At 42.8% G+C, this 15,271-nt stretch carries 14 protein-coding genes and 1 tRNA gene; 14 read left to right on the top strand and 1 reads right to left on the bottom strand.

What is annotated here, in order from left to right; genetic code table 11:
- Window positions 1-117: 117 nt before the first annotated feature.
- Window positions 118-1,362: an aspartate kinase gene (locus tag B9Z54_RS20365; protein ID WP_113930215.1), complete on the top strand. Its 1,245-nt coding sequence runs from the start codon at window positions 118-120 to the stop codon at window positions 1,360-1,362.
- Between the two features lie 380 nt (window positions 1,363-1,742).
- Here the strand turns inward: B9Z54_RS20365 and B9Z54_RS20355 are convergent, their stop codons facing one another.
- Window positions 1,743-2,186 (bottom strand): YslB family protein, encoded by a 444-nt coding sequence (locus B9Z54_RS20355; RefSeq protein ID WP_113930213.1) that lies wholly within the window; start codon window positions 2,184-2,186, stop codon window positions 1,743-1,745.
- 503 nt (window positions 2,187-2,689) lie between these two features.
- Between B9Z54_RS20355 and B9Z54_RS20350 the strand changes: the two genes are divergently transcribed.
- From B9Z54_RS20350 to tig, 13 genes are all read left to right on the top strand, one after another.
- A complete protein-coding gene (locus B9Z54_RS20350; protein WP_113930212.1) occupies window positions 2,690-3,298 on the top strand; it encodes a succinate dehydrogenase cytochrome b558 subunit in 609 nt (202 codons plus the stop codon).
- Between the two features lie 79 nt (window positions 3,299-3,377).
- Window positions 3,378-5,147 carry a succinate dehydrogenase flavoprotein subunit gene (gene sdhA / locus B9Z54_RS20345; protein ID WP_113930211.1) on the top strand — a complete coding sequence of 590 codons (1,770 nt, stop codon included), beginning with the start codon at window positions 3,378-3,380 and terminating at the stop codon, window positions 5,145-5,147.
- Entirely contained in the window at window positions 5,140-5,904 is a 765-nt protein-coding gene (gene sdhB, locus B9Z54_RS20340) for a succinate dehydrogenase iron-sulfur subunit (protein ID WP_113930210.1), read from the top strand. The genes sdhA and sdhB overlap by 8 nt, the downstream gene beginning before the upstream one ends.
- A gap of 487 nt (window positions 5,905-6,391) precedes the next feature.
- Window positions 6,392-6,859 carry an acyl-CoA thioesterase gene (locus B9Z54_RS20330; RefSeq protein ID WP_113930208.1) on the top strand — a complete coding sequence of 156 codons (468 nt, stop codon included), beginning with the start codon at window positions 6,392-6,394 and terminating at the stop codon, window positions 6,857-6,859.
- Window positions 6,860-7,055: 196 nt separating this feature from the next.
- Window positions 7,056-7,280 carry a helix-turn-helix domain-containing protein gene (locus B9Z54_RS20325; protein ID WP_113930207.1) on the top strand — a complete coding sequence of 75 codons (225 nt, stop codon included), beginning with the start codon at window positions 7,056-7,058 and terminating at the stop codon, window positions 7,278-7,280.
- A gap of 212 nt (window positions 7,281-7,492) precedes the next feature.
- The gene (locus B9Z54_RS20320) at window positions 7,493-7,933 is read left to right on the top strand and encodes a MarR family winged helix-turn-helix transcriptional regulator (protein WP_113930206.1); all 441 of its coding nucleotides are present in this window, start codon (window positions 7,493-7,495) and stop codon (window positions 7,931-7,933) included.
- Between the two features lie 18 nt (window positions 7,934-7,951).
- Window positions 7,952-8,752, top strand: a complete 801-nt coding sequence (gene racE, locus B9Z54_RS20315) for a glutamate racemase (protein WP_113930205.1) — start codon at window positions 7,952-7,954, stop codon at window positions 8,750-8,752.
- A 752-nt stretch (window positions 8,753-9,504) separates the two neighbouring features.
- On the top strand, window positions 9,505-10,587 hold the full coding sequence (locus B9Z54_RS20310) for a GerMN domain-containing protein (protein WP_113930204.1): 1,083 nt from the start codon (window positions 9,505-9,507) through the stop codon (window positions 10,585-10,587).
- Between the two features lie 147 nt (window positions 10,588-10,734).
- On the top strand, window positions 10,735-11,343 hold the full coding sequence (locus tag B9Z54_RS20305; protein WP_113930203.1) for an XTP/dITP diphosphatase: 609 nt from the start codon (window positions 10,735-10,737) through the stop codon (window positions 11,341-11,343).
- A complete protein-coding gene (locus tag B9Z54_RS20300) occupies window positions 11,340-11,849 on the top strand; it encodes a metallophosphoesterase (RefSeq protein ID WP_113930202.1) in 510 nt (169 codons plus the stop codon). The genes B9Z54_RS20305 and B9Z54_RS20300 overlap by 4 nt, the downstream gene beginning before the upstream one ends.
- Before the next feature lie 126 nt (window positions 11,850-11,975).
- A tRNA-Arg gene (locus B9Z54_RS20295) sits at window positions 11,976-12,052 on the top strand.
- 397 nt (window positions 12,053-12,449) lie between these two features.
- Window positions 12,450-13,463 (top strand): tetratricopeptide repeat protein, encoded by a 1,014-nt coding sequence (locus tag B9Z54_RS20290; RefSeq protein ID WP_113930201.1) that lies wholly within the window; start codon window positions 12,450-12,452, stop codon window positions 13,461-13,463.
- 188 nt (window positions 13,464-13,651) lie between these two features.
- A complete protein-coding gene (gene tig, locus B9Z54_RS20285) occupies window positions 13,652-14,938 on the top strand; it encodes a trigger factor (protein ID WP_113930200.1) in 1,287 nt (428 codons plus the stop codon).
- Window positions 14,939-15,271 lie beyond the last annotated feature (333 nt).

Here is a 15,271-nt window from a genome sequence, read left to right as displayed (position 1 = left end):
AGGCAATGAGATAAATATCTCATTGCCTTTTTTATTGAGGTTTGTTTTTCGTGATGGACCGTTATTCTTGAACTTATACTTAGAGCAAAAATTACTTAAGAAAAGAGGACGAGAATTGTGGGACTGATTGTTCAGAAATTTGGAGGAACTTCCGTCGGTGATATGGATAGAATCAAAAATGCAGCACTCCGTGTGATCGAAGAGAAAAACAAGGGCAACGATGTTGTAGTTGTGGTGTCAGCTATGGGGAAAACGACGGATGGGCTTGTTCATTTGGCTTATCAGGCTTCTGCAAAGCCGAGCAAACGTGAAATGGATATGCTCCTTACTACCGGGGAACAAATCACCATTTCTTTGCTGACCATGGTGCTGCTTGAATCAGGGTATGAGGCAGTCTCTATGACAGGCTGGCAGGCCGGCATCGAAACGGAAAGCATCCATGGTAATGCCCGGATTACAAACATAAATACAGACAGAGTCCGCAAAAACCTTAGAGACAATCGTATTGTGGTGGCAGCAGGATTTCAGGGAATGGCAGAGAACAAGGAGATTACTACCTTGGGACGCGGCGGTTCCGATACGACAGCTGTAGCTCTTGCCGCTGCATTAAATGCAGATCGATGCGATATTTATACAGATGTGGATGGAGTTTACACTTCGGATCCGCGATATCTGAAGAATGCCCGTAAGCTTTCATCCGTAGCTTATGACGAAATGCTGGAGCTTGCTAATCTTGGGGCGGGAGTCCTGCATCCGAGGGCAGTTGAATTTGCCAAGAATCATGGTGTTCCGCTGGTAGTGAGATCAAGCATGGATAAACAAGAAGGTACAATTATTGAGGAGGAAGTTTCAATGGAAACAGGATTGATAGTTCGAGGAGTAGCATTTGAAGAAGAAATTATCAGGGTGACTGTATTAGGGCTGCAGAATGAAATCACAGGCCTGTCTTCCATTTTTACCACTCTTGCCAAAAATCACATCAATGTGGATATCATTATACAGAGCAAAACAGAAACAGGCAGAATCAATCTCTCTTTCTCCATTAAAAGGGAATCCTTGGAGGACACAATCGAAGTGCTTCAAAATAATCGCGAGGAACTTGGTTTCAGCAGCATTGAACATGAAAGCGGCCTGGCTAAAGTGTCCATCGTGGGTTCTGGTATGATATCCAATCCGGGTGTAGCTGCTCAGATGTTTGAAGTATTGGCCAACAATCAGATTCCAATCAAAATGGTAAGTACATCCGAGATCAAGGTTTCAGCTGTGGTCGACGAAGCGCAGATGCTGACAGCTGCGGAGGTGCTTCATACCGAATTTAATCTTGATAAAGCACAAGAGCCGCAGAAGGTTTCAATCAAATAAATCACAAAAAGAGGCTGGGACAAAAGTAGAAAACTAAATGATGCAAGTAGAAATCATCGAAAATAAAACCGCATGAGATTAAGGTTATATACTTGATCTCATGCGGTTCATTTTTGTTATTAGGCTCTTACCTTAAAGATGTTATTTTTTAGATTAGGTTATCCGCCAGTTCCTGATCGTAGGCGGATTGGAGCGGAAGGTGTGCGACCTCCTGCGGGACTAGCGGGACAGGTGAGACCCCACAGGCAAAGCCGAGGAGGCTCAGCGCCCGCCCCGCGGAGTCGTGCACCTGGAGCGGAAATCCTTTCTTTATACTCAGACACATTCTTTTGAAGAGCTTTTTATAAGGTTTTGTCCCAGCCTCTTTTATCACTCTTAAACTATTCTATTTTATCCTTGGAATCAGTCCGGACGATAAATTTGACCGTTTTGGATCTCTTATGGATTTCTTCAGCCGCTTCAGTGACAGCCTTCTTTTGTGACTGAACTTGTTCTGCTAGAAAGCCTGCTTCCATCTTGAAGGAAACATCCGTTTTGAGTGACAGCCTTCTTTCAACGAATGGTCCGGATAAAGTGAAAATTTGTTCGTCTTTTTTATCATCAGCAAGGCTCAGCTTGCCCCATCCTGCTTCCCGGAAGAATGCTTCGGTTTCTTCCAATGAGACAAGAGGAAATCTCCTTGCAAGGCTTTTGCCGCCCCAGTAGAGGATGTCTGTCGTATGTTTGCCCAAAATCTCAGGAAGAAGGATATCCCTCATCAATTCGTACCCAAACAAGGGAACGTCTTCCATTTCCCCGCTTTTTTGTTCATTGCTGCTTTCCAAAATTATCCCCTCTTTCTATAAGGCTCTCTACCTGCTCAAATTAAGAGAGTTATTATCTGATTATTTTCCACTGAATAGTAAAAGTATTCCTGCTGTTTCTGTCGATTTTTAAAAAATTCCAGTGCATCAACAATCTTCTATTAATCTATTATAAACAAGGTGAGGGTAAAATATAAATCGCTAAAGCAAAAATAGTATAGATGGAATGTTTTACCGGCATAATGATTATTCATCTTTTTCATTTTTCCGCAGTTTGCTCACCCTATATAAGGTACCTGTTCAGCCAGATTTATCAACAAAGTAATATTATCAATATATTAAAAATATTTTTGCGATATCACTGAATTTTATGTATACGTTTTCTTGACGCACCTCTAACATGGGAGTAAAATGAACATGTCACATTTTTGTTATAATATGAAAATTTGCAGAAGGTTCATACCTTTAATAGTATTGGCAAGATTTTATTTTATGCATTTTTTCATCATTAAGGGGGGTATATCATGGCTGGAAATCGTGAGTATAATTTACGCAGGCTTCACTCTTTGCTAGGTGTCATTCCAGTAGGGATATTCTTGATTCAGCACTTAGTAGTAAACCATTTTGCCACACGGGGCGCAGAAGCATTTAATAATGCAGCACACTTTATGGAGAGTTTACCTTTCCGGTACGTACTTGAAACATTCATCATTTTTCTTCCATTGCTGTTTCATGCTATTTATGGTTTATATATAGCGTTCACAGCAAAGAACAATGTGAGCAAATACGGTTATTTCCGTAACTGGATGTTCCTGCTTCAACGGATATCGGGCGTCATCACGCTGGTATTCATAACGTGGCATGTATGGGAAACAAGGGTTGCAGCTGCATTCGGAGCAGAAGTTAACTTTCAAATGATGGAGAACATCCTATCCAACCCATTTATGATGGGCTTCTACATTATTGGTGTCATCTCTACTATTTTCCACTTTGCTAACGGTTTGTGGTCTTTCCTTGTGAGCTGGGGAATCACAGTTTCTCCTCGTTCCCAAGTAATCGCTACTTATGTTACAATCGGGATTTTCTTTGCTCTTTCCTATGTGGGAATCAGATCACTATATGCGTTCGTTTAATTCATTAATAAGGTAACTTGGATTCAGATTTTACAAGACTCGGATATTGGTATTTTTGTAGGAGAAGGAGTGAGTCTAGATGAGTAAAGGAAAAATCATTGTAGTCGGCGGCGGTTTAGCCGGCTTGATGGCTACAATAAAAGCAGCAGAAGCAGGAGCGCCGGTCGATTTATTTTCATTAGTGCCAGTGAAGCGTTCTCACTCTGTCTGCGCACAGGGCGGAATCAACGGAGCGGTAAATACGAAAGGTGAAGGAGATTCTCCTTGGGAACATTTCGATGACACCGTTTACGGAGGAGATTTCCTTGCTAACCAGCCTCCAGTCAAAGCTATGACGGAAGCTGCACCGGGAATCATTCACCTGCTTGACCGTATGGGCGTTATGTTCAACCGTACGCCGGAAGGACTCTTGGACTTCCGCCGCTTCGGAGGGACACAGCATCACCGAACAGCTTTCGCTGGTGCGACAACAGGACAGCAGTTGTTATATGCTCTGGATGAACAGGTTCGACGCCATGAAGTGGCTGGACTTGTCAATAAGTACGAAGGCTGGGAGTTCCTTGGTGTCATCATTGATGACGAAGGAGTGGCCCGCGGAATAGTTGCACAGGATCTTAAGACAATGGAAATTAAATCATTCCCTGCAGATGCAGTGATCATGGCAACGGGAGGTCCTGGGATTATCTTCGGTAAATCCACTAACTCTGTCATCAACACAGGATCTGCTGCGTCGATCGTTTATCAGCAGGGTGCATATTATGCAAACGGAGAATTCATCCAAATTCACCCGACAGCCATTCCAGGGGATGACAAGCTTCGCCTCATGAGTGAATCTGCCCGTGGTGAAGGCGGCAGGGTTTGGACTTATAAGGACGGCAAGCCATGGTACTTCCTTGAGGAAAAATATCCTGCTTACGGAAACCTTGTCCCTCGTGACATCGCGACGCGTGAAATCTTTGATGTCTGCGTGAACCAGAAGCTGGGCATTAACGGAGAGAACATGGTTTACCTGGATCTTTCCCATAAAGACCCTAAAGAACTGGACATTAAACTTGGCGGCATCATTGAAATCTATGAGAAATTCATGGGAGACGATCCACGCAAAGTCCCTATGAAAATTTTCCCTGCCGTACATTATTCAATGGGCGGCCTGTGGGTAGATTATGATCAAATGACTAATATTCCTGGATTGTTCGCTGCCGGCGAATGTGATTATTCACAGCACGGTGGAAACCGTCTTGGGGCAAACTCCCTTCTTTCTGCCATCTTTGGCGGAATGGTTGCAGGACCTAACGCAATCAAATATATGAGCGGCCTGGAGAAGAGTGTGGATGAACTTCCTTCTTCCTTATTTGAAAGACATGTTCAGCAGGAAGAAGAAAAATGGAACGATATCCTTTCCTTGGATGGAACTGAAAATGCTTATGTGATCCACAAAGAACTTGGTGAGTGGATGACTGATAACGTTACAGTGGTCCGTTACAATGATAAACTGAAAGAAACGGATGAAAAAATCCTTGAATTGATGGAGCGCTATAAAAACATCAATATCAATGATACCCAAAAATGGAGTAACCAAGGTGCAATGTTCACCCGCCAGCTGCACAATATGCTTCAGCTTGCACGTGTCATTACGATTGGTGCCCTTCAGCGTGATGAAAGCCGTGGAGCCCATTATAAACCGGACTTCCCGGACCGAAATGATGAAAAATTCCTGAAAACGACTATGGCGAAATACAATGCAGAAGCCAACTCACCAGAATTCCATTACGAAGAGGTAGACACATCGTTGATTCCGCCGCGTAAGCGCGACTACACTAAGAAAAAGGGGGTAAATAAAGATGAGTGAAAATAAAACAGTACGCTTTATCATTACTCGTCAAGACAGCCCTGATACTGAATCTTATACAGAAGAATTCGAACTGGCTTACCGCCCGAACATGAACGTCATTTCCGCTTTGATGGAAATCCGCAGAAATCCTGTGAACGTAAAAGGCGAAATGACGACTCCGATCAACTGGGACATGAACTGCCTTGAGGAAGTATGCGGAGCATGTTCAATGGTCATCAATGGCAAGCCGCGCCAATCTTGTACTGCGCTTGTCGACAAGCTGGAACAGCCGATCCGTCTGGCGCCAATGAAAACATTCCCTGTTGTTCGTGACCTTGTGGTCGACCGAAGCAGAATGTTCGATTCACTGAAAAAGGTCAAGGCCTGGGTGCCGATTGATGGAACATACGATCTTGGTCCTGGACCTCGTATGCCTGAGAAGAAACGTCAATGGGCGTACGAACTTTCAAAATGTATGACTTGCGGTGTCTGCCTGGAGGCTTGTCCTAACGTGAACTCGAAATCAGATTTCATTGGACCGGCACCACTTTCACAGGTCCGCCTGTTCAATGCCCATCCAACGGGTGCAATGAACAAGGACGAGCGCCTGGAAAGTATCATGGGAGATGGAGGGCTTGCGAACTGTGGAAACTCACAAAACTGTGTGCAATCCTGTCCTAAAGGAATTCCTTTGACAACTTCCATCGCAGCATTAAACCGTGATACATCTTTCCAAATGTTCAAGAACTTCTTCGGAAGCGACAATATGGTTTAATTATCGATCAACCCAACCCCTGCAGGCATAGAGCTTGCGGGGGTTTTTATGTTGAAAATCCAGCATCCCTGGGTGAAATGTACCAGGGGCTTTGTGTATTTCTTTCAGTAGATGAAATAGCCTTAAAGTGGACGAGACCAGGGAAGGCGGAGGGGGGAGCGGCCGCTTTTTTAATGCATTTGATGTACCTCGCTCACTATTCGAGGTACATCATTTATATTTTTAGTGATTTAGATGTACCCTGCTGGCGGTCAGAAGTGAATGGTTTTAAAGTTTCACTAGGAATGTCCCTTGTTCTGCAAGATCAATAGATTCATCTGTGGAAGTGATCTTATATGGTAAAAATGGAACAAAAATCTTTTTTCTTGAAGCAGAAAAATATATAATAGTAAGAAAAGAATGAACATTCATTCATTTTTGCTTTATTTAAGCAAATAGACTATGTTTTACTAATTGGAAACAATCAAAGTATAGGAGGGGCAAAACCATGAGAATTACATATATTGAAGATATGGAGCAGTGGAAAGGCCAATTTGAATTTTTTAATGAGATAAAAGTCAGATTCTCAGAAACTGATATGTTTGGCCACTTAAATAATACGGTTCCATTCACTTATTTTGAAGAAGCAAGGATTGAATTTTTTAAGAGTAAAGGATTCATGCAGGACTGGGTAAAGCCGGAGAATGACACAATTCCGGTAGTAGCAGATCTTCAATGCGATTTCTTAAGACAGGTATACTTTGATCAAACGATACGGGTATATGTGAATGCTAATAAGATTGGATCATCCTCGGTTGATCTTCATTATATGGGAATGGATGAACGTGACAGGGTATGCTTTACTGGCAGAGGAACGATGGTGCAGATATCCAAGGGGACAGGAAAGGGAGTACCTTGGACAGATGAGATGAAGGCGAAATTATCAAACACCAATCATTTATCCAAAAGCTGTTGATTGATAGAAGCGGTCAGACGGTGTGAATAATAGTGGAAACCCCATGTCTCTACTTGAAAAATAACCTTGCCTATTTTTGCTAATTAAAGCCTCCTCTATGTCACTCTACACCAATGGTTCACATATGATATCGTGACGACCGACAATACCCATCCCCGCGGTTTAAAGCTGGCGAAGGCAAGGAGGGTTACCATAATTGAAGGACAATGAATTTGCACACAAACCGTTGCTTACCAAAAGAGAAAAAGAAGTGTTCGAGCTGCTAGTCCAGGACAAAACGACTAAAGATATCGCTGGTGAACTTTTCATTAGCGAGAAGACAGTTCGAAACCACATTTCCAACGCCATGCAAAAGCTTGGAGTGAAGGGGCGTTCTCAAGCTGTTGTAGAGCTTCTTCGCATGGGGGAACTCAAGCTTTAAAATTAGCCGGCTGCCCTTACTGGACAGCCGGTTTTAATTAGGTTCAGATATCTTTTCTTGCCCTTAGAGCATTCATTAAATATTTGTCTAAAACAGCAACAAAAGCAAGGAAAGGTATTTACCTGAAAAAGTTACTTGATAAATGTCGAAAAAACAGGGACAATGCTAAGTATATAACTTCGTACGAAATGGTATTGATAGGAGTGTCAATAATGAATAACAAACCGCAGGATATGGAAGTCTTTGCCGATATTGAGAAGGATTTGCGTTACATATCATCTATTATCAAGCAAAAAGGAAGAGAGATCCTCAGCCAATACACGATTACACCTCCGCAATTCGTTGCATTGCAATGGCTGTTCGAAGGCGGCGACATGACAATCGGGGAACTTTCCACCAAAATGTTCCTGGCATGCAGCACTACTACCGACCTGGTTGACAGGATGGAAAAAACAGAGCTGGTAGAAAGAGTTAAGGATAATAAAGACCGGCGTGTTGTGAGAATCCACCTGCTCCATGAAGGAGAAAGGATCATCGAAGAGGTAATTGAGAAAAGGCAGCAATACTTGCAGCAGATTCTTAAAAACTTCTCCAGTGATGAAATCAAAGCTTTGAATGGGAATCTTTCTAAACTGCATCAAGAAATGAAATGAAAATGAGGGAAAATTTTTGTGAATCAACCTATAGGAATCATTGACTCAGGTGTCGGAGGATTGACGGTAGCTAAGGAAGTCATGCGCCAGCTCCCTAATGAGACGATTTTTTATTTAGGAGATACCGCCCGCTGCCCCTATGGACCGAGGACAGCAGAAGAAGTAAAAAAGTTCACCTGGGAGATGTCTGCTTTTTTGATGAACTACAACATCAAAATGCTTGTTATCGCTTGCAACACGGCCACAGCTGTAGTGCTGGAAGAACTCCAGGACATGCTTCCTATCCCTGTGGTCGGCGTTATACAGCCTGGGGCGAGAGCTGCCTTAAGACACAGCCAAAATGGCAGGATCGGTGTGCTGGGAACTGTTGGGACTGTGAACAGTAAAGCATATGACAAGGCGATCCATTCAATCAACGACTCTATGCAAGTGACATCCCTTGCATGTCCCAAATTTGTTCCGCTAGTTGAGAGCGGTGAGTATGACAGCAAGTGGGCAGTGGATATCGTATATGAAACGCTCGCAGGGATAAAAGAAGAACCAATCGATACACTAATCCTTGGATGCACCCATTACCCCCTCCTGCAAAAAATCATCCAAATCGTGATGGGACAAGACGTAAAAGTCATCAATTCAGGAGATGAAACAGCAAGTGAAGTGAGTGCCATCCTGGATTATCAGGGGATGCTAAATAAACAGAAGAAGGCTCCACAGCATACATTTTTCACCACGGGTTCATCTCGTATATTTTCAAAAATCGCTCAAGACTGGCTGCAGCTCGACCATATTGATACGAAGACCATCCTTTTGGGAAACTGATCCCATGAAGGGTGGTTTTTTTGTTGGCTGATAGCTTAGAAGATAAGTACTCTGACTTTCCGGTGTAAAACTGAGGCTATACAGCATGGGATTAGAAATTGGATTGGTTTGTGCGTTGAAAAAGTGATTTAAGCAGCATGTAGTTTAGGGGTCTGAGAAGCTGATGCAGTAAAAGGTCAGGTTAAACAGCATGAAATGCAGAGGTGGGAGAGGTTGATGCAGTAAACAGAGGAGTTAAACAGCATGAAAAGCAGAGATGGGAAAGGTTGATGCAGTAAACAGAGGAGTTAAACAGCATGAAAAGCAGAAGTGGGAGAGGTTGATGCAGTAAAAGGGCGTTTTAAACAGCATGAAAAGCAGAGATGGGAGAGGTTGATGCAGTAAAAGGACGTTTTAAACAGCATGAAAAGCAGAGATGGGAAAGGTTGATGCAGTAAACAGAGGAGTTAAACAGCATGAAAAGCAGAGGTGGGAGAGGTTGATGCAGTAAACAGGCGGGTTAAACAGCATGAAAAAAGAAATGAAGAAGTTGATGCAGTAAAAGTGCGATTTAAACAGCATAAAACTAGGAATCCAGACAGCTGATGGGTGTATCGGATGGTAACGTGAAAAGCCCGCTTCCTCATCTGTAAAATATGTAACCGAACCCTTCTCAAAAATATCGGGCTTGTAAATTTCTATCCTTTTTTTCGGTCTATTTTCAAAAAGGGCTCGTATACATATAGTACAAACTGTCTGAGGAGGGTTCCCCCATGTCAAAGAAATCAAAAGCAGCGATTGTGCTTACAGTGGTAGCTTCGTCCGTTTACCTGTCAGGGTGCGGATTATTAGGTGGAGACGAAAAAGCGAAGATTGATCCGCCATCTGATGTATCGTACTTAGAAGAAGGCGAGAAAGTGGATGTGGCTGAAGAGAATGCTGAAGGCGAAGTAACTTCTTCCACTTCAACTGAGGAAGCAGCGGAAAATGTTATGACAGAATTATATTTGATTGATTCTGACGGATACGTTGTGTCTCAGACGTTAGCTCTTCCGAAAACAGAAAGTGTCGCTAAGCAGGCATTGGATTATCTTGTAGCGGATGGACCTGTCCAAAACTTGCTTCCTAACGGTTTTCGTCCTGTGCTGCCAGCAGGCACTGAAATCAGTGTGAACATTAAAGACGGAACGGCTGTTGCCGACTTTTCAAGCGAGTTCCAAAATTATCAGCCTGAAGATGAGATGAAAATCCTCCAGTCGGTTACCTGGACACTTACACAATTCGAGTCAGTTGAAAAAGTTGAACTCCGCGTGAATGGATATGAGTTGACAGAGATGCCGGTCAACGGGACTCCGATCGATGAGAAAGGATTATCCAGAAAAGTAGGCATCAATGTCGACACATCGGGGATTGCCGACTTAACCGACACCCATCCGGTAACTGTCTACTTTGTCTCTCAAAAAGACGATAACACCTATTATGTGCCAGTAACTAAACGGGTCAGCAATAAAGTGGATAATAAAGTGGAAGCAGTCGTCCAGCAGCTTATCGAGGGTCCGGGTTATCAGAAGAATCTTCTCAGCGATTTTACGGGGGTAGCCTTATTGGATGAGCCTTCCGTAAAGGATGATGGGCAAGTGACGCTTAATTTCAACGAGGCGGTTTATGGCAGCTTCGAAGAGAAAATTGTCTCTGAGCACTTTATGAACTCTCTGGTCTTATCCCTGACCGAGCAGGAAGGAATTGAGAGTGTCGCAGTCATGGTAAACGGCGAAGGTGAACTGGTGAATGAAAAAGGGGAAACTTTGAGTGAACCGGTGACTCGTCCCGAAAATGTAAACACGATTAGTTTTTAATAGAACAATTTTTGATATACTATAAGTAATCAAGATAAGAGGCAGCCGAGACTGCCTCTTATCTTTTTGCGAGCAAAGGGCTCATGGAACTTGTTGGGTCCTGCTGCTGTAAAATAAAAGACTACTTACAGTGAGAGGTGGTTCATGATGAAAAGAAAAGTAATAATCGCGACAAAAAACAATGGAAAAGCTAAGGAGTTTGAGCGGATGTTGTCCCCAAAGGGGTATGATGTGCTGACCTTGCTTGATTTCCCTGATTTCCAGGATATTGAAGAAACAGGTGAGACCTTTGAAGAGAATGCTGTACTGAAAGCGGAAGAAGCATCTGCGGTTTTGAATGAAATCGTCATCGCAGATGATTCCGGTTTGATCATTGATGCACTTGACGGACGTCCTGGTGTGTATTCAGCGCGGTATGCAGGTGAGGCAAAGGATGACAATGACAATATGGATAAAGTGCTCACTGAATTGAAGGGAGTTCCTTATAATGAGAGAACCGCACGATTTTACTGTGTGCTTGCCATAGCCGGCCCTGACAGAGAAACGCGGACCTACTCAGGGGCTTGTGAAGGGAAGATCCTGGACGAGCGCCGCGGCACGAATGGATTTGGTTATGATCCCATCTTTTTTGTGGAAGAGAAAGATAGAGCGATGGCCGAGTTAACCTCAGAAGAGAAGTCATCGATCAGCCACAGAGGAAAAGCGCTGAAACAATTTGAAGATGATCTGGAAGAATTGTCAGGTGATTCACTTTGAGGCTGATTGTTGTAAGTGACAGCCATGGTTCCGACACGGAAATTACGGATTTATACAGCACATATAAAGGGAAAGTGGATGGATTTGTACATTGCGGAGATTCAGAACTGAAAGCAAGTGACCCGGCAATGGAGGGATATCTTGCGGTACGCGGTAACTGTGATATGGATCCTTCCTATCCGGAAGTGCTTATAGAAGAGATTGACGGTACGAGGATACTCGCCACTCATGGTCATCTGTACAACGTTAAAATGACGTTGATGAACCTCAATTATTTAGCGAAGGAAAATGGCGCCAAAATTGTCTTTTTTGGTCATTCTCATCAGTTGGGGGCAGAGAAGATAGAGGATGTACTGTTCGTGAATCCTGGCAGCATTCTTCTGCCCAGGGGACGAAAGGAAAGAACCTACGCGCTCATTGAAACAGAAAAAGAATCCACCTCGGTAAAATTTTTCAATCATAATCATCAAGAGGTTGTTGATTTATCACAGACGTTCTTTGTATAATAAGAAGGCGGCAATGAACCGCCTTCTATTTTTAAAAAAGCTGGCAATAAAATTTTTATAAAAGTTACTTAAAAGTGTTGACTTTCATTTGTTATTCAAATATAATAAATATTGTCGCTGAAACAAGTCCCAGTAGCTCAGCCGGATAGAGCATACGCCTTCTAAGCGTACGGTCGGGAGTTCGAATCTCTCCTGGGACGCCATTTAAACTACATATTACGGTTTTGAAACCGTCGTTTGAAACCCCTTGATCCTTAAACTTAAATGGATGAAGGGGTTTCTTTTGGTGCTGTTTTGCTGCATTAACGAATAGCCGGCTCCCTCTGCTGGTTTACAATTTTATGGGGAGCGGTGAACCAGCCGTTCCTGGAATCATAAGGTCACCAATGAAGAGCCTGGCTGTCCAAATAAGGTGAGGAGAGTCAGAAAAGGTAACCAAGAAACTGTCTAGCTGCCCAATTAAGGTAATAAGAGTCAGCGAGGGTTACCTAAAGCGGCGCAAGGATAAGATCTTTTTCAAAATAACCTCCTCTGTCCTTTGTTTATTCCCTGCAGTTTTGCTAAACTGAAATCATTAAATGGAGTAGGGCGGTAACCTTGATGAATAAAGGAAATAAAGATGATAACATCGTTCAATTCCCGCGGTTGAAAGAGCGGCTTTTCGAAAAGGGGCTGGATGCGCTCCAGAACAGCAGGCTGGACCAGGCAGCAGATTTGTTTGGGCAGGCATATGAAATAGATCCGGAAGACGGTGAGGTTGGTGCCGCATTCGTTCTCGCCCTTTATGAGAACAAAAGCTACCGGCGGGCGAAAGAAATTTGCAAGGAACTCCTTTTAGAAGGAATCGGAGACTACTTTAAGGTTGTAGAATTGTATTTAATGATCCTTATACAGTTGAATGAACATAAAGAAGTTGTGGGTACTATTAGTGCCTTGTTTGATGAGAAAGAAGTGCCTTTTGAGAAAGAAGAGCACTTCAGCAAGCTATTATCTTTCAGCAGAAGGGTGCTGAATGGAAAAGAAGCTCCATCTCATGAAGACAGCGGGATTTCTCATCCTTCAGCAGACGAAAAAATTCTGGAAGGAAAAGAAATTCAAGAGCAGACGCTTATCTTGGCCGAGCTTGTAAACCGAAATATCCGTCCTTATCTGACAGAGCTGCTTGAGGTGCTGGATAATGAAACTGCGCATCCTTTTATCCAGACAATGATTGTCAATGTTCTGAGAGAGCATGGTTTTAACGAAGAAGTCGGAATCAGAAAATTCGGGCAAAGCATGACTTGTGTGCCGGCAAGCTTGGAAGATGTTTTTGAGACCAGCCGATTCAAAGAAGTGACAGAAGAAATAGATGAATTGATTGCGCAGAGAAATCCTTCTCTGCAGCAGCAGGTAATTGAAACATTCACCCGGCACAGCTTTCTGTTGTACCCACTGGAAATGGAGTGGCCGGTTGATAATACTGCGCTGGCTTACCTTGCCTTTGGATTGGATCTATATGGAGAAGATCTTTTTGCAATGGGATTGGAAGACAGAGCGGCTGATGCAGAAAATGATTTGAAATCCATTAAAGAGTACATCATCGAATTGGAAGGGGTTTCCTCTCCGGTCCTATAAAACAAATATAGGAAACTCGTTTTTAGTGCTATGAGTTGAAAGAAGGATTTCATATGTTATAATATAATGGTTGCAATGTGAAGTTTTTTCATATTCGAAGAGATAGTGCTTTTGATACATGAGCAAACCTATCTAAATATTTATTTTGTATTAACTATAATCAATTATAGATTGTTGGAGGGAATAGTATGTCTGCTAAATGGGAAAAGCAAGAAGGGAACCAAGGGGTTCTTACGATTGAAGTAGATGCAGATACAGTGCACAATGGTTTGGACGCTGCATTCAAGAAAGTGGTTAAGCAAGTTAACGTACCTGGTTTCCGTAAAGGGAAAATGCCTCGCGGAATGTTCGAAAAACGTTTTGGTGTGGAATCTCTTTACCAGGATGCATTGGATGTAATTCTTCCTGAAGCTTATGCAAAAGCTGTTGAAGAAACTGGAATCCAGCCAGTGGATCGCCCGGAAATTGACATCGAGCAAATGGAAAAAGGCAAAGAGCTTATTTTCACTGCTACAGTCACTGTTAAACCAGAAGTTAAACTTGGTGAATACAAAGGGCTTGAAGTAGAGAAAATGGACACAGAAGTTACTTCTGAAGATGTTGAGAACGAATTGAAATCACTTCAGGAAAAACAAGCTGAGCTTGCTGTCAAAGAAGAAGGAGCAGCTGAGAACGGCGATACAGTCGTTATCGACTTTGAAGGATTCGTTGACGGAGAAGCTTTCGAAGGCGGAAAAGCTGAGAACTATTCACTTGAACTTGGTTCAGGATCATTCATCCCAGGTTTCGAAGAGCAACTAATCGGCCTTGAAACTGGCGCTGAAAAAGAAGTCGAAGTTAATTTCCCTGAAGAATACCATGCTGCCGAGCTTGCTGGCAAGCCTGCTGTATTCAAAACGAAGCTTCATGAAATCAAAGCGAAAGAACTTCCTGAGCTTGACGATGAATTCGCAAAAGATGCGGATGAAGAAGTTGAAACTCTTGCAGAATTAAAAGAGAAAATCCAGAAGCGTCTTGAAGAATCCAAGAAAAACGAAGCAGACCAAACACTTCGTGACACATTGGTAGAAAAAGCTTCTGAAAATACAGAAGTGGACGTTCCGGATGCAATGATTGACACGGAAGTTGACCGCATGATGCAGGAGTTCGAACAGCGCCTGCAAATGCAAGGTATGAACCTTGACCTTTACTTCCAGTTCTCTGGACAGAAAGAAGAAGATCTTCGCGGTCAAATGAAAGAAGATGCAGCTAAGCGCGTGCGCACTAACTTGACTCTTGAAGCTATCGCTGAAGCAGAAAACCTTGAAATTTCCGATGAGGAAGCTGAAGAGGAAGTTAATAAATTAGCTGAGCAGTACAATATGGCTGCAGATAACATCAAGCAGGCTCTTGGCGGTCTTGATAACCTGAAAACAGATCTTAAAATCCGTAAAGCAGTAGAAGTTCTTGTTGATAACAGCAAGACTGTTGCATAATAATAATTATAGAAACAAGGCGCGAGTTTAATCGTGCCTTGTTTTATAAAATAAGAAATTTTTCCCTCTGTCTCTTTTGAAGCTTATACTTAACTTAGCAAGGATGGATGGACTGGAATTCAACAGCCTTTTTAACGTATCATCCAAGAAAAACGGCACCGGTGTTTTCCTTAGGTAAAAAGCCGGAACATTTACATTCCATTTACATAATCGCGAAATCAGGAATAGAATGGACGTTTTTTGGATAAAGCTTAATAAGCGGGCGTAAATTTGGTTAAATCGTTTAATTTCCTTTCCGGACATATAGTATGATAAAATGCAATACATAACTTG

The organism is Bacillus sp. P14.5 (genome assembly GCF_003316765.1).
Classification (GTDB): domain Bacteria; phylum Bacillota; class Bacilli; order Bacillales; family Bacillaceae_B; genus Rossellomorea.
This window is presented reverse-complemented; position numbering and strand designations above follow the sequence as displayed.

Excerpts from the sequence above, each read along its gene's own strand:
- B9Z54_RS20320 (WP_113930206.1), top strand. The coding sequence starts at position 7,493 with ATGAATAACAAACCGCAGGATATGGAAGTCTTTGCCGATATTGAGAAG.
- B9Z54_RS20310 (WP_113930204.1), top strand. The coding sequence starts at position 9,505 with ATGTCAAAGAAATCAAAAGCAGCGATTGTGCTTACAGTGGTAGCTTCG.
- B9Z54_RS20350 (WP_113930212.1), top strand. The coding sequence starts at position 2,690 with ATGGCTGGAAATCGTGAGTATAATTTACGCAGGCTTCACTCTTTGCTA.
- sdhA (WP_113930211.1), top strand. The coding sequence starts at position 3,378 with ATGAGTAAAGGAAAAATCATTGTAGTCGGCGGCGGTTTAGCCGGCTTG.
- tig (WP_113930200.1), top strand. The coding sequence starts at position 13,652 with ATGTCTGCTAAATGGGAAAAGCAAGAAGGGAACCAAGGGGTTCTTACG.
- sdhB (WP_113930210.1), top strand. The coding sequence starts at position 5,140 with ATGAGTGAAAATAAAACAGTACGCTTTATCATTACTCGTCAAGACAGC.
- B9Z54_RS20290 (WP_113930201.1), top strand. The coding sequence starts at position 12,450 with ATGAATAAAGGAAATAAAGATGATAACATCGTTCAATTCCCGCGGTTG.
- B9Z54_RS20330 (WP_113930208.1), top strand. The coding sequence starts at position 6,392 with ATGAGAATTACATATATTGAAGATATGGAGCAGTGGAAAGGCCAATTT.
- B9Z54_RS20305 (WP_113930203.1), top strand. The coding sequence starts at position 10,735 with ATGAAAAGAAAAGTAATAATCGCGACAAAAAACAATGGAAAAGCTAAG.